Below are 22,924 nucleotides of genomic sequence, written 5' to 3'. Positions count from 1 at the left end.
CAAATGAAACAATTATCTAGTGCACAAGTCCGCCAAATGTGGCTTGATTTCTGGGCCAGCAAAGGCCACTCTGTAGAACCATCTGTTAGCTTAGTTCCTGTCAATGACCCAACACTTTTGTGGATCAACTCTGGGGTAGCAACCCTCAAGAAATACTTTGACGGAACTATTATTCCTGAGAACCCACGTATTACCAATGCACAAAAGGCAATCCGTACCAACGATATTGAAAACGTAGGTAAGACTGCCCGTCACCATACTATGTTTGAAATGTTGGGAAACTTCTCTATCGGTGATTATTTCCGTGACGAAGCCATTACATGGGCTTATGAGCTCTTGACAAGTCCTGAATGGTTTGACTTCCCGAAAGAAAAACTCTATATGACCTACTACCCAGCAGATACAGATTCTTACAACCGCTGGATTGAAGTGGGAGTGGACCCAAGTCACTTGATCCCAATCGAAGACAACTTCTGGGAAATCGGTGCCGGACCTTCTGGACCAGATACAGAAATCTTCTTCGACCGTGGGGAAGCCTTTGACCCAGAAAACATTGGTATTCGCCTCCTTGCAGAAGATATCGAAAACGACCGTTACATCGAAATCTGGAACATTGTCTTGTCACAATTTAACGCAGACCCAACAGTTCCTCGTAGCGAGTACAAGGAATTGCCACACAAGAACATTGATACGGGCGCTGGTTTGGAGCGTTTGGTAGCCGTTATCCAAGGTGCTAAGACAAACTTTGAAACAGACCTCTTCATGCCTATCATTCGCGAAGTTGAGAAGTTGTCTGGTAAGGTCTACGACCAAGATGGCGACAACATGAGCTTCAAGGTTATTGCGGATCATATTCGTTCATTGTCATTTGCTATCGGTGATGGTGCCCTACCTGGAAATGAAGGTCGTGGTTATGTCCTTCGTCGTCTTCTCCGTCGTGCCTCTATGCATGGTCAAAAATTGGGTATCAACGAACCTTTCCTTTACAAACTGGTTCCAACTGTTGGTAAAATCATGGAAAGCTACTACCCAGAAGTGCTTGAAAAACGTGACTTTATTGAAAAAATCGTGAAGAGCGAGGAAGAGTCATTTGCGCGTACCCTTCACTCAGGTCAGCACTTTGCTCAAGGTATCGTAGCAGACTTGAAAGAAAAAGGCCAAACGGTTATCTCTGGTCAAGATGTCTTCAAACTCTACGATACATACGGATTTCCAGTAGAGCTGACAGAAGAGATCGCTGAAGAAGCTGGAATGACAGTAGACCGTGAAGGATTCGAAGCAGCCATGAAGGAACAACAAGAGCGTGCGCGTGCGTCAGCTGTTAAAGGCGGATCTATGGGGATGCAAAATGAAACCCTTCAAAACATTACAGTTGAGAGTGTCTTCAACTACAATGCTAGCCAATTGCCTTCTAAGTTGGTGGCTATCGTGGCGGACAATGCAGAAGTAGAAGCTGTATCTGAAGGAACTGCATCACTGATCTTTGCAGAAACACCATTCTATGCTGAAATGGGTGGACAGATAGCTGACCACGGTCAAATTTTGGATGCTGCAGGAAACCTAGTAGCGACTGTAACTGACGTACAAAAGGCGCCAAACGGCCAAGCTCTTCATACTGTTGAAGTCCTTGCACCGCTTGCTTTGAACCAAGAATACACTTTGGCCATCGATAGCAATCGTCGTCACCGTGTCATGAAGAACCACACTGCGACTCACTTGCTCCATGCGGCTCTTCACAATATTCTTGGCCACCACGCAACTCAAGCAGGATCTCTCAACGAAGTAGAATTCCTTCGCTTTGATTTCACCCACTTCCAAGCCGTAACTCCAGAAGAATTGCGTGCTATTGAACAGCAAGTCAATGAAAAAATCTGGGAAGCCATTGCAGTTAAGACTGTTGAGACAGACATTGACACAGCCAAAGAAATGGGAGCTATGGCCCTCTTTGGTGAGAAATACGGTAAGGAAGTTCGTGTTGTGACCATCGGTGACTACTCAGTTGAACTTTGTGGTGGTACTCACGTAGGTAATACTTCTGAGATTGGTCTCTTCAAGATTGTCAAGGAAGAAGGGATCGGATCAGGAACTCGTCGTATCTTGGCAGTGACTGGTAAGGAAGCCTTTGAAGCCTACCGTGAACAGGAAGATGCACTCAAGGCGGTCGCAGCAACTATTAAAGCACCTCAACTCAAGGAAGTACCTCATAAGGTGGAAGGACTTCAAGAACAACTCCGTCAATTGCAAAAAGAAAATGCTGAATTGAAGGAAAAAGCTGCAGCAGCAGCGGCAGGTGATGTCTTCAAGAATGTTCAAGAAGCAAACGGCCACCGTTACATTGCTAGCCAAGTTTCTGTTTCTGATGCGGGTGCTCTTCGTACCTTTGCAGATAACTGGAAACAAAAAGACTACTCAGACGTCCTTGTTCTTGTCGCAGCAATCGGTGACAAGGTCAACCTTCTTGTAGCAAGCAAGACAAAAGACATCCACGCAGGTAACTTGGTCAAAGAATTGGCTCCAATCGTTGATGGACGTGGTGGTGGTAAACCAGACATGGCCATGGCAGGAGGAAGCAACCAAGCGAAGATCCAAGAATTGTTGGATGCCGTAGCAGGTAAATTGTAATCACTAAATACCTATCCATTTGGATAGGTATTTTTTTGCATCAGAAAAACTCCCCACGAATAGTGAGGAGCTCATTTTTAGAATTAAACAATACCTTGGGCAATCATAGCATTTGCTACGTTTTCAAAGGCTGCAATATTTGCACCTGCAAGGTAGTCAGTACCAAGACCGTATGTTTCTGCAGTTGTTTTTGCAGTGTTGAAGATGTTTGTCATGATGTCTTTGAGACGTCCGTCAACTTCTTCACGTGTCCATGAAAGACGAAGACTATTTTGGCTCATCTCAAGAGCAGATACAGCTACACCACCAGCATTAGCAGCTTTGGCAGGTCCGTAAAGGATTCCATTTTCTTTGTAGACTTTGATAGCTTCAAGGTCGCTAGGCATGTTAGCACCTTCAGAGACACAGATAACGCCTTGAGCAACCAAGCGTTTCGCAGCTTCACCGTTGATTTCGTTTTGAGTCGCACATGGAAGAGCGATGTCGTAGTTATCAGTGTAAGTCCATACAGAACCTTCATAATAAGTAGCAGTAGGTTTTTCTGCAGCGTACTCAGTTAAACGAGCACGACGGTTATTTTTAACATCGGCTAAAAGGTCAAAGTCGATACCATTTTCATCTATGACATAACCATTTGAGTCAGATACAGAGATGACAGTTGCACCAAGTTCAGTAGCTTTTTGAAGGGCGAACTGAGCTACGTTACCAGAACCTGAGATAACCACCTTCTTACCAGCAAAACTGTTGCCGTTTGCTTTAAGCATTTCTTCAGTATAGTAAACCAAACCGTAACCAGTTGCTTCTGGACGAATCAAGCTACCACCAAAGCCAAGAGGTTTACCAGTCAAGACACCAGCATCAAATTGGTTGAGGCGTTTGTATTGTCCATAAAGGTAACCAATTTCACGTCCGCCGACACCGATATCACCAGCAGGTACGTCAAGAGAAGGTCCGATGTATTTTTGCAATTCAGTCATGAAGCTTTGGCAGAAGCGCATCACTTCAGCATCAGTTTTGCCTTTAGGATCGAAGTCTGATCCACCTTTACCTCCACCGATAGGAAGTCCGGTCAAGACGTTTTTAAAGATTTGTTCGAATCCGAGGAATTTCAAAATCCCTTGGTTTACAGTTGGGTGGAAACGAAGTCCGCCTTTATATGGTCCAACAGCCGAGTTAAATTGAACACGATAACCACGGTTGACTTGTACTTTGCCATCACGGTCAACCCATGGAACACGGAAGGAAATAATGCGCTCAGGTTCAGTGATACGTGCCAAGATGTTTTCTTCAATATACTCAGGGTGTTTTTCAAAGACAGGTTCCAAAGTACTGAAGAATTCTTCAACCGCCTGGAGAAATTCAGCCTCATGCCCGTTACGAGCTTTTACAGTTTCAAACACGCTTTGGATATATTCTTTAGCAGATGTCATATCGTTCTCCTTTTGTTTGTTGTCATATTTTATTACATGAGACATTATAGCAGAAAAAATTTTCAGTGTAAAGAAAAAAACATAAATTTTCTAAAAATTCTTTCAATTTGAATAAGCTATTTTTATAAGCTGTATCAGAAACTTTTTATAGGGTTAGTTTTATTAAAAGGCTCCTGCCAAAGTATGGTATAATAATAGAGAAATAATGGATTTTGGAGGAATAGAATCATGGTATCAACTAAAACACAGATTGCTGGTTTTGAGTTTGATAATTGCTTGATGAATGCAGCAGGTGTTGCTTGTATGACGATTGAAGAGTTAGAAGGAGTTAAAAACTCTGCGGCTGGAACTTTTGTAACCAAGACAGCTACCCTGGAGTTCCGTCAGGGAAATCCTGAACCACGCTATCAAGATGTTCCGCTCGGTTCCATTAACTCCATGGGCTTACCTAATAATGGTCTCGAATACTATTTAGACTATCTCTTAGATTTGCAGGAAAAAGAACCAAATAGGACTTTCTTCCTTTCTTTAGTGGGCATGTCTCCTGAAGAAACACATACCATCTTGAAAAAAGTACAAGCAAGTGACTATAAAGGTTTGACAGAACTCAATCTATCTTGTCCAAATGTACCAGGTAAACCTCAAATTGCCTATGACTTTGAAACAACTGATCGTATCTTATCAGAAGTCTTTGCCTACTTTACAAAACCTCTAGGAATTAAGCTTCCACCTTACTTTGACATTGTTCACTTTGACCAAGCAGCAGAGATTTTTAACAAGTATCCACTTAAGTTTGTTAACTGTGTAAACTCTGTTGGAAATGGTCTTTATATTGAGGATGAAACAGTGGTTATTCGCCCTAAAAATGGCTTTGGTGGTATTGGTGGAGAATATATTAAACCAACTGCTCTTGCTAATGTTCATGCCTTTTATCAACGCTTGAAACCAGAAATTCAGATTATCGGTACTGGTGGTGTCTTGACAGGGCGGGATGCCTTTGAACATATCCTTTGTGGAGCCAGCATGGTTCAGATTGGTACAACCTTGCATAAAGAAGGCGTTAGCGCTTTTGAACGTATCACAGCTGAACTAAAAGCAATCATGGAAGATAAAGGCTATGCATCCTTGGAAGACTTCCGTGGGAAATTGCACTATATTGACTAAATCTATTTTAAAAAAGAATTAAGGAGAAGAGATGCTCGCCATTGAAGAAAGTCAGCAGTTGACCTTAGATAACTTACCTGCACTAACTCTGTTTACTGGAAATGATCAGGGACAGTTTGAAGTCATGAAGGTTCAAGTGCTAGAGCAAATTGGTTATAATCCAGCTGATTTTAATTTCTCACATTTTGATATGAAGGAAGTTTCCTACAAGGATGTAGAGTTAGAATTGGTTAGCCTCCCTTTCTTTGCGGATGAAAAGATTGTGATCCTAGATCACTTTTTGGATATTACAACTGCTAAAAAACGTTATCTCTCGGATGATGAACTCAAGTCTTTTGAAGAATATCTAGAAAATCCATCTCCTACCAGTAAATTAGTTATTTTTGCAGAAGGTAAACTAGACAGCAAGAGACGTCTCGTTAAACTTCTCAAGAGAGATGCTAAGATATTTGAAGCTCTTGAGCCAAAAGAGCAGGAGATTCGTGCTTATTTTCAAAAATTGTCTCAAAAACAAGGCTTGGTATTTGATAACAAAGCTTTCGACCATCTACTTATCAAGTCTGGTTTTCAATTTAGTGAAATTCAAAAGAATCTTTTATTTTTAGAATCCTACAAGACTGATGGCCACATCACTGAAGAGGACATCGTTCAAGCTATCCCCAAAACCCTACAGGATAATATCTTTGACTTAACCCAGCTTATCCTAGCTAAGAAGATAGATCAAGCAAGAGATTTAGTCAAAGATTTGACCTTGCAAGGAGAAGATGAGATAAAACTGATTGCCATTATGCTGGGGCAGTTCAGACTCTATACGCAAGTAAAAATATTGCAAGAGTCTGGTCAGACAGAGTCTCAAATGGTCAGCAACTTAGGTCACTATCTGGGTCGTAATCCTAATCTCTATCAAATCAAGTTTGCCCTGCGTGACACGCGAGGATTGTCCTTACATTTCTTGCAGGATTCTATTCGTTATCTCATCCAAGCAGATTACCAAATTAAAACAGGTGTTTATGAGAAAGGCTACCTGTTTGAGAAGGCTTTATTGCAGATTGCAAGCCAGTTAAATTGAGCAAAAAACTTGAAAAAACAGGTTGTTTGCGTTATCATTTTTATATAAAAAGAAAAAGAGGTATTACAGATGGCTATTATCTTACCAGATCTTCCATACGCTTACGATGCTTTGGAACCATACATTGATGCTGAAACAATGCACTTGCACCATGACAAGCACCACCAAGCTTATGTCAACAATGCAAATGCAGCTCTTGAAAAACACCCTGAAATTGGTGAAGACCTTGAAGCTTTACTTGCTGACGTAGAATCTATCCCAGCTGATATCCGTCAAGCTCTTATCAACAACGGTGGTGGACACTTGAACCACGCTCTTTTCTGGGAATTGATGACTCCTGAAAAAACAGCTCCTTCAGCAGAACTTGCAGCAGCAATCGATGAAGCTTTTGATTCATTCGAAGAATTCCAAGCAGCCTTCACTGCAGCAGCTACAACACGCTTTGGTTCTGGATGGGCATGGTTGGTTGTTAACAAAGAAGGTAAGCTTGAAGTAACTTCAACAGCAAACCAAGACACACCAATCTCAGAAGGCAAAAAACCAATCTTGGGCTTGGACGTTTGGGAACATGCCTACTACGTGAAATACCGCAACGTGCGTCCTGACTACATCAAAGCTTTCTTCTCAGTGATCAACTGGAACAAAGTAGACGAGCTATACGCAGCAGCTAAATAATCGCATTTGATAACACCCCTTTTTAGTTGGATTTTGGGTCTAGCTTTAAAGGTGTTTTTTTGTTTCCTTTTTTAGAAGTAACTGTCTCATGATTTTCCTTTGTTGGATAGGCTTTATTTATGGTATAATGATAAGATAGAAAACGAAGGAGAAATCATGAATATTCAACAATTACGTTATGTTGTTGCTATTGCAAATAGTGGTACTTTTCGTGAAGCGGCTGAGAAAATGTACGTTAGCCAACCCAGTCTATCTATTTCTGTAAGAGATCTGGAGAAAGAGCTAGGATTCAAGATTTTCCGGAGAACTAGTTCGGGTACATTTCTTACTCGCCGTGGAATGGAATTTTATGAAAAAGCCCAAGAGTTGGTTAAAGGATTTGATATTTTCCAGAACCAGTATGCCAATCCTGAAGAGGAAAAGGATGAGTTTTCAATAGCCAGCCAGCACTATGATTTCTTACCTCCGACTATCACAACTTTTTCTCAACGGTACCCAGACTATAAAAATTTCCGTATTTTTGAATCTACAACTGTTCAGATTTTGGATGAAGTAGCCCAAGGTCATAGTGAAATTGGGATTATTTACCTCAACAATCAAAACCAAAAAGGTATCATGCAGCGGATTGAAAAATTAGGTCTTGAAGTGATTGAGTTGATTCCTTTCCAAACGCACATTTATTTACGTGAGGGCCATCCCTTGGCTAAGAAAAAAGAACTGGTCATGGATGATTTAGTTGATTTGCCAACAGTTCGTTTCACACAAGAGAAGGATGAATATCTCTATTACTCAGAAAACTTTGTGGACACAAGTGCCAGCTCTCAGATGTTTAACGTAACAGATCGCGCTACTTTAAATGGAATTCTTGAAAGAACAAATGCTTATGCGACTGGTTCTGGATTCTTAGATAGCGATAGCGTTAACGGGATCACCGTTATTCCACTAAATGATAATCTCAATAATCGCATGGTTTATGTCAAACGTGAAGAGGTAGAATTGAGCCAAGCGGGAACTTTATTCGTAGAGGTCATGCAAGAGTATTTTGATCAGAAGAGGAAAGCATGAAAAAAAGAGGAATAGTAGCAGGAATCATAGCAGCCTTAATCGTGTTAGATCAATTGGTAAAGTCTTATGTCGTTCAGAATATTGCTCTTGGTGAAATCAAATCATGGATCCCAAATCTAGTTAGTTTAACCTATCTGCAAAATAGGGGGGCAGCTTTTTCTATGCTACAAGATCAACAGTGGTTTTTTGCAGTTATAACGTTAGTCGTTATGGCTGGAGCTATCTGGTATTTGCATAAGCATATAGAGGATTCCCTCTGGACAGTCTTTGGATTGGTTCTGATTATTGCAGGTGGTCTGGGAAACTTCATTGATCGCATTAGCCAAGGATTTGTCGTGGATATGTTTCACTTAGACTTTGTCAATTTTGCCATATTCAATGTAGCTGATAGTTATCTGACAGTAGGGGTCGTTGTGTTATTGCTTGCAATGCTAAAAGAGGAAATGAATGGAAATTAAAATTGAAAGAGGCGGGGTACGTTTAGATAAGGCTTTGTCAGATCTGACAGAATTGTCTCGTAGTCTCGCTAATGAACAAATCAAGTCAGGTCAAGTCTTGGTCAACGGCCAGGTCAAGAAAGCCAAGTATACGGTCCAAGAGGGGGATGTCATCACCTATCAAGTTCCTGAACCAGAAGTTTTAGAGTATGTGGCTGAAGATATTCCTTTAGAAATTATTTACCAAGATGAGGATGTAGCAGTAGTCAACAAACCTCAAGGTATGGTTGTTCATCCAAGTGCTGGTCATACCAGTGGTACCTTGGTGAATGCCCTTATGTATCATATCAAGGACTTATCAGGAATCAATGGTGTATTGCGCCCTGGAATTGTCCACCGTATTGATAAGGACACATCTGGGCTTCTCATGGTTGCTAAAAATGATGAAGCGCATTTAGCACTTGCCCAAGAACTCAAGGACAAGAAATCTCTTCGAAAATATTGGGCTATTGTTCATGGGAATCTTCCCAATGACCGTGGAGTCATTGAGGCGCCGATTGGACGTAGTGAAAAAGACCGTAAGAAACAAGCTGTTACTGCCAAAGGGAAACCAGCAGTGACACGTTTCCAAGTCTTAGAACGCTTTGGTGACTATTCTTTATTAGAGTTGCAACTGGAAACAGGACGAACTCATCAGATTCGTGTGCACATGGCTTATATCGGCCATCCTGTAGCTGGTGATGAGGTATATGGCCCTCGTAAAACCTTGAAAGGACATGGGCAATTTCTCCATGCCAAGACTCTTGGATTTACCCATCCAAGAACAGGTGAAACTATGGAATTTACTTCCGATATTCCAGCTATCTTCAAAGAGACTTTGGAAAAACTTAGAAATAACTAAAAAAGAGGCTGGGACAAAAGTCCTAGCCTCTCAACTGTGCGGAGGTGGGACGACGAAATCGAATTCTAGTGAATTACTGATTTCTGTCCCACTCTCTTTTATGCAAAATCCGATCGCAATTATCTTTTGGTTGTTTAAAGTGATACACAAAAAAAGACCGAACCAGTAGAGTTCAGTCGTTGTTCGATTTCTATTAAAGTGATGTTAGGAAAGTCAATCCACCTAGGATGACACCTGCCGAATTCGGAATAATCAAAATCCAGTCTTTTTTAGGTTCCTTTGTCCAACCATATATGACCCAAATCAAGCAAGATATAGCTGCTGACAAGGGTTGGAAAGGTTGGGCCTTGGTTCCCTGTAAATTAGCAATAATTTGTGGAATGTAAGCAATGAAAACGATAATACCAATAAAGGCACCGATCGAACCAACGATTTTGTTTATTCATCTATTTCTACCTCTCCTTTTTATTTGCGTTTTTTCTTAGCTTTTTTCATTTTGTTAGCCATGCGTTTCATAGATTGCTTCATGGCAAATTCACCAATTTTACCCTTGAGTCCTCCGCCGAGCATCTGGCTCATATCAGGCATTCCAGCTCCTCCAAACGCTGACATATCAGGCATACCACCTTGTCCCATCATGCCTTCAAGGGCTGACATATCCATGCCACCAGGCATATTTTTAGGAAGATTGTTAGGGTTGATGCCCATTTGTTTCATCATCTTGTTCATGTCCCCAGACATGACACCTTGCATGAGTTGTTTGGCTTGGTTAAAGTCTTTGATGAACTTGTTGACTTCGATAAAGGTATTCCCAGAACCAGCTGCGATTCGACGACGGCGGCTTGGAGTGAGCAAATCTGGATTTTCACGTTCTTCGGGAGTCATAGATGAGACGATGGCACGTTTGCGAGCAATTTGTTTTTCATCCACCTTCATATTTTGAAGGGCAGGATTGTTGGCCATACCAGGAATCATCTTGAGCAAATCTTCCATTGGCCCCATATTTTGTACCTGATCCAACTGATCGATGAAATCATTGAAATCAAAGGTGTTTTCCCGCATCTTTTCAGCCATTTCAAGGGCTTTTTGCTCATCATACTCTTGGGAAGCTTTCTCAATCAGAGTCAGCATATCTCCCATACCGAGAATACGGCTGGCCATGCGGTCAGGGTGGAAGGTTTCAATGTCGGTAATCTTTTCACCAGTACCAGTGAACTTGATTGGTTTTCCTGTGATATGACGAACAGAAAGGGCTGCACCACCACGAGTGTCCCCATCAATCTTAGTAAGGATGACACCGGTAACTTCTAATTGAGCGTTAAATTCTCGCGCAACGTTAGCAGCTTCTTGACCAATCATGGCATCGATGACGAGAAGGATTTCATTTGGTTGAGCAAGAGTTTTAACATCACGGAGCTCGTTCATGAGAAGTTCGTCGATTTGTAAACGACCGGCCGTATCAATCAAGACATAATCGTTATGGTTGGCTTTAGCTTGCTCCAAACCTTGACGTACGATTTCTACTGCAGGAACTTCAGTTCCAAGAGCAAAGACAGGAACATCAATTTGTTGTCCGAGAGTTTTTAGCTGGTCAATAGCTGCAGGACGATAGATGTCGGCTGCAATCATCAGAGGACGAGCATCCTCTTCCTTTTTAAGTTTGTTAGCAAGTTTTCCAGCAAAGGTTGTTTTACCAGCACCCTGCAAACCGACCATCATGATGATTGTAGGAATCTTAGGAGACTTGATAATCTCAGCTGTATCAGAACCAAGAACTTCTGTTAACTCCTCATTAACAATCTTGATGATTTGTTGAGCTGGATTGAGGGTATCAATGACTTCATGCCCGACCGCACGTTCACGAATTTTTTTGATAAAATCCTTAACTACAGGTAAAGCAACGTCGGCTTCTAAAAGCGCCAGACGAATTTCCTTGGTTGCTTCTTGGATATCGCTCTCGGTAATTTTCCCTTTTTTACGTAGGTTTTTAAAAACGTTCTGCAAACGTTCTGTTAAATTTTCAAATGCCATATTTTTCTCCTATTTATTCAATTCAGTGGAAATCGTCCGAAATGTTGCAAACACTCTAGTTCTTCGGGTGTGATTTCTTTCATGATTTCATTTGGATATCCCCAACAGCTAAAACCTATTTGCATAGCTTTGGAGATATCATTGGACGAGATAATCTGTAGTCGAGTAGGAAATGATTCTTCTGCGGCTAATAGTTTGCAAGGTATTCCTTGATAAATAACTAGACTGTCCATGATTACTCCCGATTGTCAATACTTGTTAAAATCTCAATTTGCTCTTGGAGAAAAGCATCTTCTGGATAGCGCTCAATGATCTGATCAAAAATCTGACTGCGGACAATGTAGTCAGAGTACATATGAAGCTTCATCTCATAATCTTCCAGTATCTTTTCTGTGCGTTTGATATTATCATAAACAGCCTGACGACTAACTCCAAATTCTTCAGCAATTTCAGCTAAACTATAGTCATCTGCATAATAGAGTTCGATATAGTTCATTTGTTTATCAGTCAAAAGGGCTGCATAAAATTCAAACAGAGCATTCATTCGATTGGTTTTTTCAATTTCCATAAGATTTATTATACCAAAAAATAGCCTGATTCGCTAGCTAGGGATAGTTTTTAGATAGCAGTTGTAATTAAGTTTTTTTACTCTTATTTTCTGACGATAAGGTCTTTTTTTGATATAATGGATAGGATTATAATGATTTAGAAAGAGGTTAACATGAAAGCATTAGAATCAGTGTTAGAGCAACGTTTTGGGCTTGTTTTTTCAGATAAACATTTACTTGAAACAGCTTTTACTCACACTAGTTACGCCAATGAGCACCGCCTCTTAAAAATTTCACACAATGAACGCTTGGAATTTTTAGGAGACGCTGTTCTGCAATTATTGATTTCAGAATATCTGTACAAAAAATATCCTAAAAAACCAGAAGGTGACCTGTCTAAACTCCGTGCCATGATTGTACGTGAAGAGAGTTTAGCTGGTTTTGCCCGTGACTGCCAGTTTGACGAGTTTATCAAGCTAGGAAAGGGAGAGGAAAAATCTGGAGGCCGTAATCGAGATACCATCTTGGGAGATGCTTTCGAAGCCTTTTTGGGTGCCCTGCTTTTAGATAAGGATCTACTTACAGTAAAAGAGTTTATCTACCAGGTCATGATACCGAAGGTTGAGGCCGGTGACTTTGAAATGATTAAAGACTACAAGACCCACCTTCAAGAATTACTCCAAGTCAATGGTGATGTCGATATTCGTTATCAGGTGATTTCGGAAAATGGTCCTGCCCATGATAAGATGTTTGAGGTTGAAGTCCTTGTCGAGGGTCAAAGTTTAGGTAGGGGTCAAGGACGATCTAAAAAATTGGCCGAACAAGAAGCCGCTAAAAATGCAGTTGAGGAAGGACTGGATTCATGTATTTAAAGGAAATTGAGATTCAGGGGTTTAAGTCCTTTGCTGACAAAACCAAGGTTGTTTTTGACCAAGGAGTAACAGCAGTTGTAGGACCCAATGGTTCTGGAAAATCTAACATCACAGAAAGTTTACGCTGGGCTCTTGGGGAATCCAGTGTCAAAAGTCTTCGTGGTGGGAAGATGCCTGATGTTATCTTTGCAGGGACAGAAAGTAGAAAACCATTAAACTATGCTTCTGTAGTTGTTACTCTAGATAATCAGGACGGCTTTATCAAAGATGCAGGCCAGGAAATCAAGGTGGAGCGTCACATCTACCGTACAGGAGACAGTGAATACAAGATTGATGGAAAAAAAGTCCGTCTTCGTGATATTCATGATCTTTTCTTAGATACCGGACTTGGACGTGATTCCTTCTCCATTATTTCCCAAGGGAAGGTCGAAGAAATCTTTAACTCCAAACCTGAGGAACGTCGCGCTATTTTTGAAGAAGCGGCGGGAGTCTTGAAATATAAAACTCGTCGCAAAGAAACAGAAAGTAAGCTGCAACAAACTCAAGACAATTTAGATCGCTTGGAAGATATCATCTATGAGTTAGACAATCAAATCAAGCCCTTAGAAAAGCAAGCAGCAACAGCTCGCAAATTTATGGACTTGGACAGTCAGCGTAAAGGTATCTACTTGGATGTTTTGGTTGCACAAATTCAAGCCAATAAGGCTGAATTGGATGTAACAGAAGAAGAATTAAATCAAGTCCAAGAACTGTTGACTAGTTATTATCAAAAACACGAGTCACTAGAACTTGAAAATCAATCTCTCAAGAAGCAGAGACAAGATTTACAAGCAGAGATGGCTAAAGATCAAACTAGTTTGATGGATTTGACTGCTCTAATCAGTGATTTAGAACGGAAATTGGCCTTGTCTAAACTGGAGACAGAGCAGGTTGCTCTCAATCAACAAGAGGCTCAAGCTCGTTTAGCTAGTTTGGATGAAAAGAGAAATGCTCTTATTCAAGAGAAGGAAGAAAAAGAAGCGAATCTCAGTCAGTTAGAAGAAAATCTAGCTCTCAATACGAAAGAACTCAATCGTTTAGAAGCTGAGTTAGTAGCATTTTCTGATGATCCAGATCAGATGATTGAGCAACTGCGTGAGCGCTTTGTTGCTTTCTTGCAGGAAGAGGCGGATGTCTCTAATCAGTTGACACGGATTGAGAATGACCTTGAAAATAGTCGCCAACAGACTCAAAAGCAAGAAGAACAATTAGCATCCTTGAAGGAACAATTGGCTTCTGCCAAGTCTAAGGCTACTGATCAAGAGCTGGCCCTAAAAACAGCGAAAGAAGAAGTACAGACCTTACTTGCTGACTATCAGGCCAATGCTAAACAGGAAGAGGTACAAAAGCAGGCTTATCAAAGTCAGCAAAATCAACTCTTCGATCGCTTAGATAGTCTGAAAAACAAGCAGGCTAAAGCGCAAAGTTTGGAAAATATTCTAAAAAACCATAGTAATTTCTATGCGGGTGTTAAGAGTGTTTTACAAGAAAAGAGTCGCTTGGGTGGTATTGTCGGAGCGGTCAGTGAACATTTAACCTTTGATGTTCGTTATCAGACAGCCCTCGAAATTGCCCTCGGGACAAGTAGCCAACATATCATCGTTGAAGATGAAGAGGCTGCGACTAAGGCTATCGACTTCCTTAAACGAAATCGAGCTGGTCGTGCGACCTTCCTACCTTTGACAACTATTAAGGCTCGTAGCATTTCTAGTCAGAACCAAGATGTGATAGCTTCAAGTCCAGGTTTTCTTGGCATGGCAGATGAATTGGTCACTTTTGATAAGAAACATGAAGCCATCTTTAAAAATCTGTTAGCTACCACAGCTATCTTTGACACAGTTGAGCATGCGCGTGATGCGGCTCGCAAGGTACGTTATCAGGTTCGAATGGTAACGCTAGATGGTACAGAATTGCGAACAGGTGGTTCTTATGCTGGTGGTGCCAATCGTCAAAATAACAGTATTTTCATCAAGCCTGAATTGGAGCAGTTGCAAAAAGAGATTGCTCAAGAAGAAAAGCTTCTTCGTCAAGAGGAAGAAAATCTGAAATCAGTTCAAGAAGCCTTGAACGAACTTAGTCAAACTTTGGAGACTATTAAGTCCAAAGGGGAACAAGCTCGTATAGAAGAGCAAGGCTTGTATCTTGCTTATCAACAAACTTGCCAGCAGGTCGAAGAACTTGAGACACTCTTAAAACTTCAGGAGCAAGAATTAACTAATCTCAGAGGTGGAGATTGGCAAGCTGAAAAAGAAAAATGCCAAGAACGTCTCTCAATCATCGCAACTGAAAAGCAAAAGCTGGAGTCTGAGATTGAAGAAATCAAGTCCAATAAAAATGCTATCCAGGAACGTTACCAAAGCTTGCAGGATAAAATTTCTCAAGAACGTCTTCTCAAAACAGAAATGATAGGGCGAAAACGTTACGAAGTTGCGGATATTGAACGGATTAACAAAGAGCTTGAATACCTTGATATGGAGCAAGATGAAATCGAACGCCTTCTCCAAGAAAAGGTAGACAATCTTGAAAAAGTTGATACAGAACTTTTGGCCAAGCAGGAATCAGAAGCCAAGAGTCAGAAGGAAGACATTCAACAAGGGCTCATTCGTAAGCAGTTTGAACTGGACGATATTGAAGGTCAATTGGATGATATTGCTAGTCATTTAGAACAAGCTCGTCAGCAAAATGAAGAATGGATTCGTAAACAAACTCGAGCGGAAGCGACTAAAGAGAAGATTACGGACCGCCTTCGCTATCTTCAAGGCCAACTGACTGAAGAATACCAGATTAGTTATACGGAAGCCTTAGAACAAGCCAATCCATTAGAAGACTTGGCTGTCGCTGAACAAAAGGTCAAGGATTTGGAAAAATCCATTCGTTCACTTGGTCCAGTCAATTTGGACGCCATTGAACAGTTTGACGAAGTACACGAACGCTTGGAATTCTTGAATAGTCAGCGAGATGATATTCTTTCTGCTAAAAATCTTCTTCTTGAAACTATTACAGAGATGAACGATGAAGTGAAGGAACGATTTAAATCAACCTTTGAAGCTATTCGTGAGTCCTTTAAAGTGACCTTCAAGCAGATGTTTGGTGGTGGTCAAGCAGATCTAATCCTGACTGAGGGAGATCTATTGACAGCGGGTGTTGAAATTTCTGTTCAACCGCCAGGTAAGAAAATTCAATCTCTCAACCTCATGAGTGGTGGAGAGAAGGCCTTGTCAGCTTTGGCTCTGCTTTTCTCAATCATTCGTGTCAAGACCATCCCGTTTGTTATTTTGGATGAGGTAGAGGCCGCACTCGATGAGGCCAATGTTAAACGCTTTGGAGATTATCTTAATCGATTTGATAAGGATAGTCAGTTTATCGTCGTTACCCACCGTAAGGGAACTATGGCGGCAGCTGACTCAATCTATGGAGTTACCATGCAGGAATCTGGTATTTCTAAGATTGTTTCAGTCAAATTAAAAGATATTGATAATATGGATGCTTAGTTAAAATTCATTTAATCATATCTGAGAATAAGATTTCTAAGTGCCTTCAATATAGGAGAAGGCTAACTTATATCAACGAGGAGATTCTATGGATTTTGACTTATTTCTAATGGTTTGTAACTATATCGGTACGATAGCTTTTGCTGCTTCAGGTGCCATTAAAGGATTCGGTAAACGATTAGATATTTTTGGAATCAGTTTGTTAGCTATCGTGACTGCAGTCGGTGGAGGAATTATAAGAGATTCTATTATCAGTCGTTTTCCTGCTTCTCTAGCAGATCCTAGCCCGATTTATGTCTCTATTCTTGTGGCTGTTATTATGTATGCCTTTGTGACATCTAAACAAGCCCATGCTAGTCAAGAAAAAAAATTCTACAAGTGGCTGAGAGAAGCTTATCTCATTTTTGATTCAATTGGCTTAATCATCTTTTCCTTGATTGGAGCTACTGCCTTAGCTGATAGTAAATTGAACTTGATGTCTGCAGGGATTTTGGCCTGTTTAACAGGTGCTGGCGGTGGTATCATCCGAGACCTCTTGATCAATGAGGTCCCAAGTGTTCTAAAAGAGGACATCTATGCCCTTTTATCTTTTGTAATTGGCGTTGTTTATTACTGGTTGGCCTTTGTCCTTCACTTTCCAAGAATCACTGCTTTTATCATTCTCTCAATTGTCGGTTTTGTGATTCGACTCTGTATTATTAAGTTTAAGCTCTCTTTACCAAATATGGATAAAAAGACTTGGAATTGATTGATAGTAGGAAAGTTCAATCACTCGATTGATAAATATTTTATAAATTACAAGTTTAATCAAGCGTCTAATCTCGTATGGATTAGGCGCTATTTTATTTTTTGCAAATACGGGAAATATTTGATGAAATTAATATTTTTTGGTATTATATCTAAAATTTTAAATAAGATAGGAGCTACAATGAGTAATTTAAAGAATTCAGTCGATTTTATTAAAGAAATAGAGAAGTTAAAGTCAGTAACAAGATTTAATAGAACCCTTGATGGAAGATTTGAAAATAGTGCCGAGCATTCTTGGCAAGGTGCTATAGCTGCTATAGTTCTTCAAGATTATTATCCTGAAAAGTTGAAAATGGAAAAAGTTATTTCTATGTTATTGATTCATGATTTAGGTGAGATTTATGCCGGAGATACTTGGGTTTTTGATGATGAAAAAAAGGTTCATTCTCATGATAGAGAGTTAGAATCTATAGAAAAAACAATGAGCCTCCTTCCAGAAGAGAAATATTTGAATATGAAAAATTTGTGGTTGGAATTTGAAAAAGGACAGAGTGCTGAAGCAAGATATGCAAGAGTAATTGATGCATTAGTACCACTGATAAATCACTTAGAAGTGTCAGAATTAAATTATAACCCTGATAATATCAGTGCAGACATGGTATTAGAAAAGAAAAAGTTCATAAAAAGTGAATCAGAAGAATTATGGAAACTGACGGAAGATTTGATTAAGGAAAGTGTGGAAAGGGGCTTATATTTATAATAACAATTGGCTCTACGGATAGATTTATAGAATACAAGGACGTGTCAATCCTGCACGTCTTTTTTACTTTTTCTATGGTATAATAGAAGATAGATTTATAACTGGAGAATAGAAGTATTTATGATTAAACTAGTCGCAACTGATATGGACGGGACTTTTTTGGATGAAGCTGGCCAATTTGATATGGAGCGTTTAAAAAAGCTTCTCCATTCTTATAAAGAAAAAGGAATTTACTTTGCTGTAGCATCAGGACGTGGCCTTTTGTCTTTAGAGAAACATTTTGCGGATCTCAAAGATGAGATTATTTTTATCGCCGAAAATGGGAGTCTGGTTCGTTTTCATGGACAAGACCTTTATGAAGCGACCATGCCTAGAGATTTTTACTTATCAACATTTGAAAAGCTAAAGACTTCACCTTATTTTGATGAAAAGAAGATGCTCTTGACTGGTAAGAAAGCTTGTTATGTTCTAGATACGGTTGATGAAACCTATCTCATGTTTAGTCATCATTACAATGAAAACATCCAAAAAGTAGCTAGTCTAGAAGATATCACCGATGAAATTTTCAAATTCACGACGAACTTTACAGAAGAGACAGTAGAAGCTGGCGAAGCTTGGGTCAATGAACATGTTCCTGGTGTTAAGGCAATGACGACAGGTTTTGAATCCATTGATATTGTTCTTGATTATGTGGACAAGGGAGTTGCGATTGTCGAATTGGCTAAGAAGTTAAATCTAGATATGGACCAGGTGATGGCTTTTGGTGATAATCTTAATGATCTTCACATGATGCAAGTTGTAGGGCACCCAGTCGCACCTGAAAATGCCCGTCCAGAGATTTTGGAACTAGCTGAAACAGTTATCGGTCACCATAAGGACCAATCAGTTATAGCCTATATGGAGGGATTATAATGGCAGATATTAAATTAATTGCCCTAGACTTAGATGGAACCTTGCTGACGACAGACAAGAAATTGACGGATCGTACCAAGGCGACTTTGAAGGCTGTGCGTGAGCAGGGTGTCAAAGTAGTGCTGACAACTGGACGTCCCCTCAAGGCCATGGATTTCTTCCTGAAAGAGCTTGGTACAGATGGTCATGAGGATGAGTATACCATTACCTTTAATGGTGGCTTGGTTCAGAAAAATACAGGTGAAATCCTTGATAAGACAGTTTTTTCAATTGATGATGTGACACGTATTTATGAAGAAACTGAAAAGCTAGGAATCCCCTTAGATGCCATTTCAGAAGGAACAGTTTATCAGATTCAGTCTGACCAAGAAAGTTTATATGCCCAGTTTAACCCGGCTCTTACTTTTGTTCCAACTGCTTTTGAAGACTTGTCTAGTCAGGTGACATACAATAAGTGTGTGACTGCCTTTCCTCAGGAGCCTTTGGATGAAGCTATTCAAAAGATTTCACCAGAATTATACGACCAGTATGAGATTTTTAAATCTCGTGAACTCTTGCTAGAATGGTCACCAAAGAATGTCCATAAGGCGACTGGTTTAGCCAAACTGATTGAGCACCTAGGAATCGATCAAAGCCAGGTGATGGCCTGTGGAGATGAGGCCAATGACCTTTCTATGATTGAGTGGGCCGGTCTCGGTGTAGCCATGCAAAATGCAGTTCCAGCAGTTAAGGCTGTAGCAAATGTGGTAACACCAATGACCAATGACGAGGAAGCTGTTGCCTGGGCCATTGAAAAATACGTACTGAAGGAGAACTAAAGAATGGGATTATTTGACCGTTTATTTGGAAAAATAGAAGAACCAAAGATTGAGGATATTGTCAAAGAAGCTTTAGAAAACATTGATTTATCGGATGATAGTGAGCTAACAGAGATACCAGTAACTGAAGATATCCAAACTAAAGAGCCTGTAGAAGACAACTTACCAGAAGAAAATCAGGAAGAAATCGATAATGGATCATCTGAAACAGAGGTTGTAGAAGAACCTATTATTGAGTCAGTTGATGAAGTTGATGTTCCTCAAGAAGAGCTAAATCAAGTGGAAGTGGTAGAAAGTCCTCGAGAGGACTCGACTCATGTTGAAGAAATCCCTTCAAGTGATCGTAATGTTGAAGAGGTTTATCAAGCTCAATCAAACCAAACAGAAGTTGAAATCACTGAAGAACTTGAACCAGAGACTACCGAGGAAGTGGAAAAATATCTAGTGATCGAGGATAGCCATCAGGTTCAAGAAACTGTACAGGAAAAGTATGACCGCAGTCTAAAGAAAACTCGTACAGGATTCGGTGCCCGTTTGAATGCCTTCTTTGCTAATTTCCGCTCAGTTGATGAAGAGTTTTTCGAAGAACTAGAAGAGCTACTGATCATGAGTGACGTTGGTGTGCAGGTGGCTTCAAATCTTACAGAAGAATTGCGTTATGAAGCCAAGCTTGAGAATGCTAAGAAACCAGAAGCCCTTCGTCGTGTTATCATTGAGAAATTGGTGGAGCTCTACGAAAAAGATGGCAACTACAATGAAAGCATTAACTTCCAAGATGGTTTGACAGTCATGCTCTTTGTAGGTGTCAATGGTGTTGGGAAAACAACTTCTATCGGAAAATTGGCACACCGTTACAAACAAGCTGGTAAGAAAGTCATGCTGGTTGCAGCTGATACCTTCCGTGCTGGTGCGGTTGCTCAGTTAGCAGAATGGGGTCGTCGTGTAGATGTCCCTGTTGTAACTGGTCCTGAGAAAGCCGATCCAGCCAGCGTTGTCTTTGATGGGATGGAGCGAGCAGTAGCAGAAGGTATTGATATTCTCATGATTGATACAGCTGGCCGTCTGCAAAACAAAGAAAACTTAATGGCAGAATTGGAAAAGATTGGTCGTATCATCAAACGCGTAGTGCCAGAAGCACCTCATGAAACCTTCTTAGCTCTTGATGCGTCAACTGGGCAAAACGCTCTTGTACAAGCTAAAGAATTCTCAAAAATTACTCCTATTACAGGGATTGTCTTAACAAAAATTGACGGGACTGCCCGAGGTGGGGTTGTTCTTGCTATCCGTGAGGAACTCAATATCCCTGTTAAGCTAATTGGTTTTGGTGAAAAGATTGACGATATTGGTGAGTTCAACTCAGAAAACTTTATGAAGGGTCTTTTAGAAGGTCTACTATAAAAAAGAAAATCCTGCAAGAATTCTTGCAGGATTGTTTTTGATTATTCTAGTCGACCATTCTTACGATAGGCGATGTCAGGTTGCAGGTGCGATCGTAGCTGTAGCGGCGGTTGAACGCAATACAACAAAGATCGTCTGAAAGTTGGCTGAAATTGGTTGGGAATCAGACGGCCTGATAGGATATTGGAACAAAAAAACGCATGCATACCCTTCGCACCCAGTACACAGGTTACGGCCTGTTATTCACTATAGTTAATTGATTATATTTACGTAATTTGGCTGTATCTGTCCTTGTTTTTATCATTTCAATACAATTAAATTGTATTTTATATTCTTCTTCATAATACATATCAAGCTGTTCATAACCTGTTTCGTAATACATAATATCAATTGTTTCAATTACTTTATCACTACAATTTATAATAAAAATTAATTCATTATTATTTACGAAATCATATAGATATGATAATCCTATCATAGAATTTTGTGTAAATATAGCCACGTTATCTGAAAAATCCTCTGTGTCAGGAATAATTTCATTTAATATATTCAACGTTTTTTTAATCTTATCAGGAGAAATTTCTTTGTTTATACTAATATATAAAAACATTCTATCTAGCAACTCAGTACATAAGGAAAAATATGGTTCTTTAGTTACTCTTTTAATATGATTTTCTTCTAAAAACTTATCAAAATCTTCTATAAAATGTAAAATTCTATCGATGCAACATGCTCCAAAAAGTAATCTTTGTGTATTTGTTAAATTGTCTAATTCCTTTTTTACTTTTTCTTCATATTTTTCCATATTAGCACCTTTCTATGTTACGTCTTTTTCCGATACCAATCCGGCCACATTGCGGATGATGTGCGGGCAGCCCGGCACGCTCCAGCATTCGCCGAGCCAGCCTATCCCGTATTAGTCGGAATAAAAGCTGCGGCTCCATACTAGCCGAGGAGGAATGCATCAGCGATCTGGCAGATTTGGTGGCAGTGTGGGAAAGTATGCTTTTGTGGCTGGGCATGACTAGTTTGTCGCGGTTGGTACGGTTGGTTTTGTTTCAGACACTTTAAGCAGGAGCTCAATTCAATCTCTGCTTGCTGACAGTTTTATTTGAAAACAAATGATACATATAAATTTTGATTATTTTTAAAGTTATCTAGATATTCTCTAGTATTTATAATACTATCACTTTGAATATTTCCTTCATAATACCAATTATCATAGGTATGTTCAAATTTATTATTATTTTTTTTATATAAATCTCCTCCTAAAATAAAAAAATTTAAATTTTCTAAAACATCTATAATATCATTAGATAATTCTATAGGTATAATTACAGTATTTTCTCCTTGTTCAAATAAACTGACTCCATTATTAATATAAATGCTAATTAATTTATTCATTCATAAATATACTCCAGTGGTTATTAATTAGGTTTAAATCAACGGTGATTAATGTTGCCATTTGACTCTTATATATATTCAAAAACCCCTTCTTTTCCTTTATATCTTCCAGGTATTTCTAGTTTTTGTCGTGTTATTCCATCATCACCTTTAATTTTTGATACTTTACCATATCTTGAGAAACTATCAACAACCTTAGGGCAACTATGATAATCTCCTGATGAAGCCTGTTTTTAACTTTTTCTGTGTATCTTGTCCCTTTAAAGAAATTTTTTGCTTGACACTTGCCAACACATAATTTTGCAGCTTTGCCTAAAACAGGATCTGTTATCGCACCGATACCAGATCCAAGTGCCACACTTCCATAATCAATATCATTCCATTCTTTACCATTAATTACATTAGAAGCGACTTGCATACCTGCATCCGTTGCGGCACCTGGAAGTGCATCCACTCCCATCGCAATTAGAATCGGTATAAAAGCTATATTTACACTTGGATCTATCCAACTTTGAGTATTCGGCGCAAATCGGAAAAAGTT

At 39.8% G+C, this 22,924-nt stretch carries 22 protein-coding genes; 14 read left to right on the top strand and 8 right to left on the bottom strand.

From position 1 onward, the window contains the following. Positions 1–3 precede the first annotated feature (3 nt). The gene (gene alaS, locus FN031_RS03660) at positions 4–2,622 is read left to right on the top strand and encodes an alanine--tRNA ligase (RefSeq protein WP_142557668.1); all 2,619 of its coding nucleotides are present in this window, start codon (positions 4–6) and stop codon (positions 2,620–2,622) included. Positions 2,623–2,705: 83 nt separating this feature from the next. On the opposite strand, the gene gdhA is transcribed toward alaS, so the two are convergent. Beyond that, on the bottom strand, positions 2,706–4,052 hold the full coding sequence (gene gdhA, locus FN031_RS03655) for an NADP-specific glutamate dehydrogenase (RefSeq protein WP_142557666.1): 1,347 nt from the start codon (positions 4,050–4,052) through the stop codon (positions 2,706–2,708). A gap of 228 nt (positions 4,053–4,280) precedes the next feature. Between gdhA and FN031_RS03650 the strand changes: the two genes are divergently transcribed. The 6 genes from FN031_RS03650 to FN031_RS03625 all read left to right on the top strand — a co-directional run bounded on the left by FN031_RS03650 (position 4,281) and on the right by FN031_RS03625 (position 9,363). Next, the gene (locus FN031_RS03650; RefSeq protein ID WP_142557664.1) at positions 4,281–5,216 is read left to right on the top strand and encodes a dihydroorotate oxidase; all 936 of its coding nucleotides are present in this window, start codon (positions 4,281–4,283) and stop codon (positions 5,214–5,216) included. Between the two features lie 31 nt (positions 5,217–5,247). After that, on the top strand, positions 5,248–6,285 hold the full coding sequence (holA, locus tag FN031_RS03645; RefSeq protein WP_142557662.1) for a DNA polymerase III subunit delta: 1,038 nt from the start codon (positions 5,248–5,250) through the stop codon (positions 6,283–6,285). A gap of 69 nt (positions 6,286–6,354) precedes the next feature. Continuing rightward, complete coding sequence (gene sodA / locus FN031_RS03640; RefSeq protein ID WP_142557660.1) at positions 6,355–6,960, top strand: superoxide dismutase SodA; 606 nt, start codon at positions 6,355–6,357, stop codon at positions 6,958–6,960. A gap of 156 nt (positions 6,961–7,116) precedes the next feature. After that, complete coding sequence (locus tag FN031_RS03635; protein WP_142557658.1) at positions 7,117–8,025, top strand: LysR family transcriptional regulator; 909 nt, start codon at positions 7,117–7,119, stop codon at positions 8,023–8,025. Further along, on the top strand, positions 8,022–8,483 hold the full coding sequence (gene lspA / locus FN031_RS03630; protein ID WP_142557656.1) for a signal peptidase II: 462 nt from the start codon (positions 8,022–8,024) through the stop codon (positions 8,481–8,483). The genes FN031_RS03635 and lspA overlap by 4 nt, the downstream gene beginning before the upstream one ends. Further along, positions 8,473–9,363, top strand: coding sequence for an RluA family pseudouridine synthase (locus FN031_RS03625; protein ID WP_142557654.1), 891 nt, complete (start codon positions 8,473–8,475; stop codon positions 9,361–9,363). The genes lspA and FN031_RS03625 overlap by 11 nt, the downstream gene beginning before the upstream one ends. A gap of 193 nt (positions 9,364–9,556) precedes the next feature. Here FN031_RS03625 and FN031_RS03615 read toward each other — a convergent pair whose 3' ends face one another. Genes FN031_RS03615 through FN031_RS03600 form a run of 4 tightly spaced genes read right to left on the bottom strand, consistent with a single transcriptional unit; the run spans position 9,557 to position 11,962 of the window. Next, positions 9,557–9,805, bottom strand: coding sequence for a SemiSWEET family transporter (locus tag FN031_RS03615; RefSeq protein WP_142558607.1), 249 nt, complete (start codon positions 9,803–9,805; stop codon positions 9,557–9,559). Between the two features lie 23 nt (positions 9,806–9,828). Then, positions 9,829–11,394 carry a signal recognition particle protein gene (gene ffh, locus FN031_RS03610; protein WP_142557652.1) on the bottom strand — a complete coding sequence of 522 codons (1,566 nt, stop codon included), beginning with the start codon at positions 11,392–11,394 and terminating at the stop codon, positions 9,829–9,831. A 17-nt stretch (positions 11,395–11,411) separates the two neighbouring features. Next, positions 11,412–11,627 (bottom strand): 2-oxoglutarate:acceptor oxidoreductase, encoded by a 216-nt coding sequence (locus FN031_RS09160; RefSeq protein WP_142557650.1) that lies wholly within the window; start codon positions 11,625–11,627, stop codon positions 11,412–11,414. Between the two features lie 2 nt (positions 11,628–11,629). Then, the gene (locus FN031_RS03600) at positions 11,630–11,962 is read right to left on the bottom strand and encodes a putative DNA-binding protein (RefSeq protein ID WP_045615678.1); all 333 of its coding nucleotides are present in this window, start codon (positions 11,960–11,962) and stop codon (positions 11,630–11,632) included. Between the two features lie 153 nt (positions 11,963–12,115). Between FN031_RS03600 and rnc the strand changes: the two genes are divergently transcribed. The 7 genes from rnc to ftsY all read left to right on the top strand — a co-directional run bounded on the left by rnc (position 12,116) and on the right by ftsY (position 20,979). Continuing rightward, positions 12,116–12,814 (top strand): ribonuclease III, encoded by a 699-nt coding sequence (gene rnc, locus FN031_RS03595; protein WP_142557648.1) that lies wholly within the window; start codon positions 12,116–12,118, stop codon positions 12,812–12,814. Further along, on the top strand, positions 12,805–16,344 hold the full coding sequence (gene smc / locus FN031_RS03590; protein ID WP_142557646.1) for a chromosome segregation protein SMC: 3,540 nt from the start codon (positions 12,805–12,807) through the stop codon (positions 16,342–16,344). Before rnc ends, smc begins: the two co-directional genes overlap by 10 nt. A gap of 88 nt (positions 16,345–16,432) precedes the next feature. After that, complete coding sequence (locus tag FN031_RS03585; protein WP_142557644.1) at positions 16,433–17,092, top strand: trimeric intracellular cation channel family protein; 660 nt, start codon at positions 16,433–16,435, stop codon at positions 17,090–17,092. A 180-nt stretch (positions 17,093–17,272) separates the two neighbouring features. Further along, positions 17,273–17,851 carry an HD domain-containing protein gene (locus tag FN031_RS03580; protein WP_142558605.1) on the top strand — a complete coding sequence of 193 codons (579 nt, stop codon included), beginning with the start codon at positions 17,273–17,275 and terminating at the stop codon, positions 17,849–17,851. A gap of 120 nt (positions 17,852–17,971) precedes the next feature. Continuing rightward, complete coding sequence (locus FN031_RS03575; RefSeq protein ID WP_142557642.1) at positions 17,972–18,763, top strand: Cof-type HAD-IIB family hydrolase; 792 nt, start codon at positions 17,972–17,974, stop codon at positions 18,761–18,763. Continuing rightward, positions 18,763–19,581 (top strand): Cof-type HAD-IIB family hydrolase, encoded by an 819-nt coding sequence (locus FN031_RS03570; protein WP_142557640.1) that lies wholly within the window; start codon positions 18,763–18,765, stop codon positions 19,579–19,581. The genes FN031_RS03575 and FN031_RS03570 overlap by 1 nt, the downstream gene beginning before the upstream one ends. A gap of 3 nt (positions 19,582–19,584) precedes the next feature. Next, the gene (gene ftsY, locus FN031_RS03565; RefSeq protein WP_142557638.1) at positions 19,585–20,979 is read left to right on the top strand and encodes a signal recognition particle-docking protein FtsY; all 1,395 of its coding nucleotides are present in this window, start codon (positions 19,585–19,587) and stop codon (positions 20,977–20,979) included. Positions 20,980–21,208: 229 nt separating this feature from the next. On the opposite strand, the gene FN031_RS03560 is transcribed toward ftsY, so the two are convergent. The 3 genes from FN031_RS03560 to FN031_RS09195 all read right to left on the bottom strand — a co-directional run bounded on the left by FN031_RS03560 (position 21,209) and on the right by FN031_RS09195 (position 22,843). Continuing rightward, positions 21,209–21,784 carry a DUF416 family protein gene (locus tag FN031_RS03560; protein WP_142557636.1) on the bottom strand — a complete coding sequence of 192 codons (576 nt, stop codon included), beginning with the start codon at positions 21,782–21,784 and terminating at the stop codon, positions 21,209–21,211. Positions 21,785–22,086: 302 nt separating this feature from the next. Beyond that, positions 22,087–22,383, bottom strand: a complete 297-nt coding sequence (locus tag FN031_RS03550; protein WP_142557634.1) for an Imm40 family immunity protein — start codon at positions 22,381–22,383, stop codon at positions 22,087–22,089. Positions 22,384–22,516: 133 nt separating this feature from the next. Beyond that, entirely contained in the window at positions 22,517–22,843 is a 327-nt protein-coding gene (locus FN031_RS09195) for a hypothetical protein (protein WP_142557632.1), read from the bottom strand. Positions 22,844–22,924 lie beyond the last annotated feature (81 nt).

This window comes from Streptococcus mitis (assembly GCF_902159415.1).
Taxonomy (GTDB): Bacteria; Bacillota; Bacilli; order Lactobacillales; family Streptococcaceae; genus Streptococcus; species Streptococcus mitis_BG.
This window is presented reverse-complemented; position numbering and strand designations above follow the sequence as displayed.

What these genes read in the sequence shown, in the direction of transcription:
- alaS (WP_142557668.1), top strand. Translation starts at nt 4, where the DNA reads ATGAAACAATTATCTAGTGCACAAGTCCGCCAAATGTGGCTTGATTTC.
- gdhA (WP_142557666.1), bottom strand. Translation starts at nt 4,052, where the DNA reads ATGACATCTGCTAAAGAATATATCCAAAGCGTGTTTGAAACTGTAAAA.
- FN031_RS03650 (WP_142557664.1), top strand. Translation starts at nt 4,281, where the DNA reads ATGGTATCAACTAAAACACAGATTGCTGGTTTTGAGTTTGATAATTGC.
- holA (WP_142557662.1), top strand. Translation starts at nt 5,248, where the DNA reads ATGCTCGCCATTGAAGAAAGTCAGCAGTTGACCTTAGATAACTTACCT.
- sodA (WP_142557660.1), top strand. Translation starts at nt 6,355, where the DNA reads ATGGCTATTATCTTACCAGATCTTCCATACGCTTACGATGCTTTGGAA.
- FN031_RS03635 (WP_142557658.1), top strand. Translation starts at nt 7,117, where the DNA reads ATGAATATTCAACAATTACGTTATGTTGTTGCTATTGCAAATAGTGGT.
- lspA (WP_142557656.1), top strand. Translation starts at nt 8,022, where the DNA reads ATGAAAAAAAGAGGAATAGTAGCAGGAATCATAGCAGCCTTAATCGTG.
- FN031_RS03625 (WP_142557654.1), top strand. Translation starts at nt 8,473, where the DNA reads ATGGAAATTAAAATTGAAAGAGGCGGGGTACGTTTAGATAAGGCTTTG.
- ffh (WP_142557652.1), bottom strand. Translation starts at nt 11,394, where the DNA reads ATGGCATTTGAAAATTTAACAGAACGTTTGCAGAACGTTTTTAAAAAC.
- FN031_RS09160 (WP_142557650.1), bottom strand. Translation starts at nt 11,627, where the DNA reads ATGGACAGTCTAGTTATTTATCAAGGAATACCTTGCAAACTATTAGCC.
- FN031_RS03600 (WP_045615678.1), bottom strand. Translation starts at nt 11,962, where the DNA reads ATGGAAATTGAAAAAACCAATCGAATGAATGCTCTGTTTGAATTTTAT.
- rnc (WP_142557648.1), top strand. Translation starts at nt 12,116, where the DNA reads ATGAAAGCATTAGAATCAGTGTTAGAGCAACGTTTTGGGCTTGTTTTT.
- smc (WP_142557646.1), top strand. Translation starts at nt 12,805, where the DNA reads ATGTATTTAAAGGAAATTGAGATTCAGGGGTTTAAGTCCTTTGCTGAC.
- FN031_RS03585 (WP_142557644.1), top strand. Translation starts at nt 16,433, where the DNA reads ATGGATTTTGACTTATTTCTAATGGTTTGTAACTATATCGGTACGATA.
- FN031_RS03580 (WP_142558605.1), top strand. Translation starts at nt 17,273, where the DNA reads ATGAGTAATTTAAAGAATTCAGTCGATTTTATTAAAGAAATAGAGAAG.
- FN031_RS03575 (WP_142557642.1), top strand. Translation starts at nt 17,972, where the DNA reads ATGATTAAACTAGTCGCAACTGATATGGACGGGACTTTTTTGGATGAA.
- FN031_RS03570 (WP_142557640.1), top strand. Translation starts at nt 18,763, where the DNA reads ATGGCAGATATTAAATTAATTGCCCTAGACTTAGATGGAACCTTGCTG.
- ftsY (WP_142557638.1), top strand. Translation starts at nt 19,585, where the DNA reads ATGGGATTATTTGACCGTTTATTTGGAAAAATAGAAGAACCAAAGATT.
- FN031_RS03560 (WP_142557636.1), bottom strand. Translation starts at nt 21,784, where the DNA reads ATGGAAAAATATGAAGAAAAAGTAAAAAAGGAATTAGACAATTTAACA.
- FN031_RS03550 (WP_142557634.1), bottom strand. Translation starts at nt 22,383, where the DNA reads ATGAATAAATTAATTAGCATTTATATTAATAATGGAGTCAGTTTATTT.
- FN031_RS09195 (WP_142557632.1), bottom strand. Translation starts at nt 22,843, where the DNA reads ATGGGAGTGGATGCACTTCCAGGTGCCGCAACGGATGCAGGTATGCAA.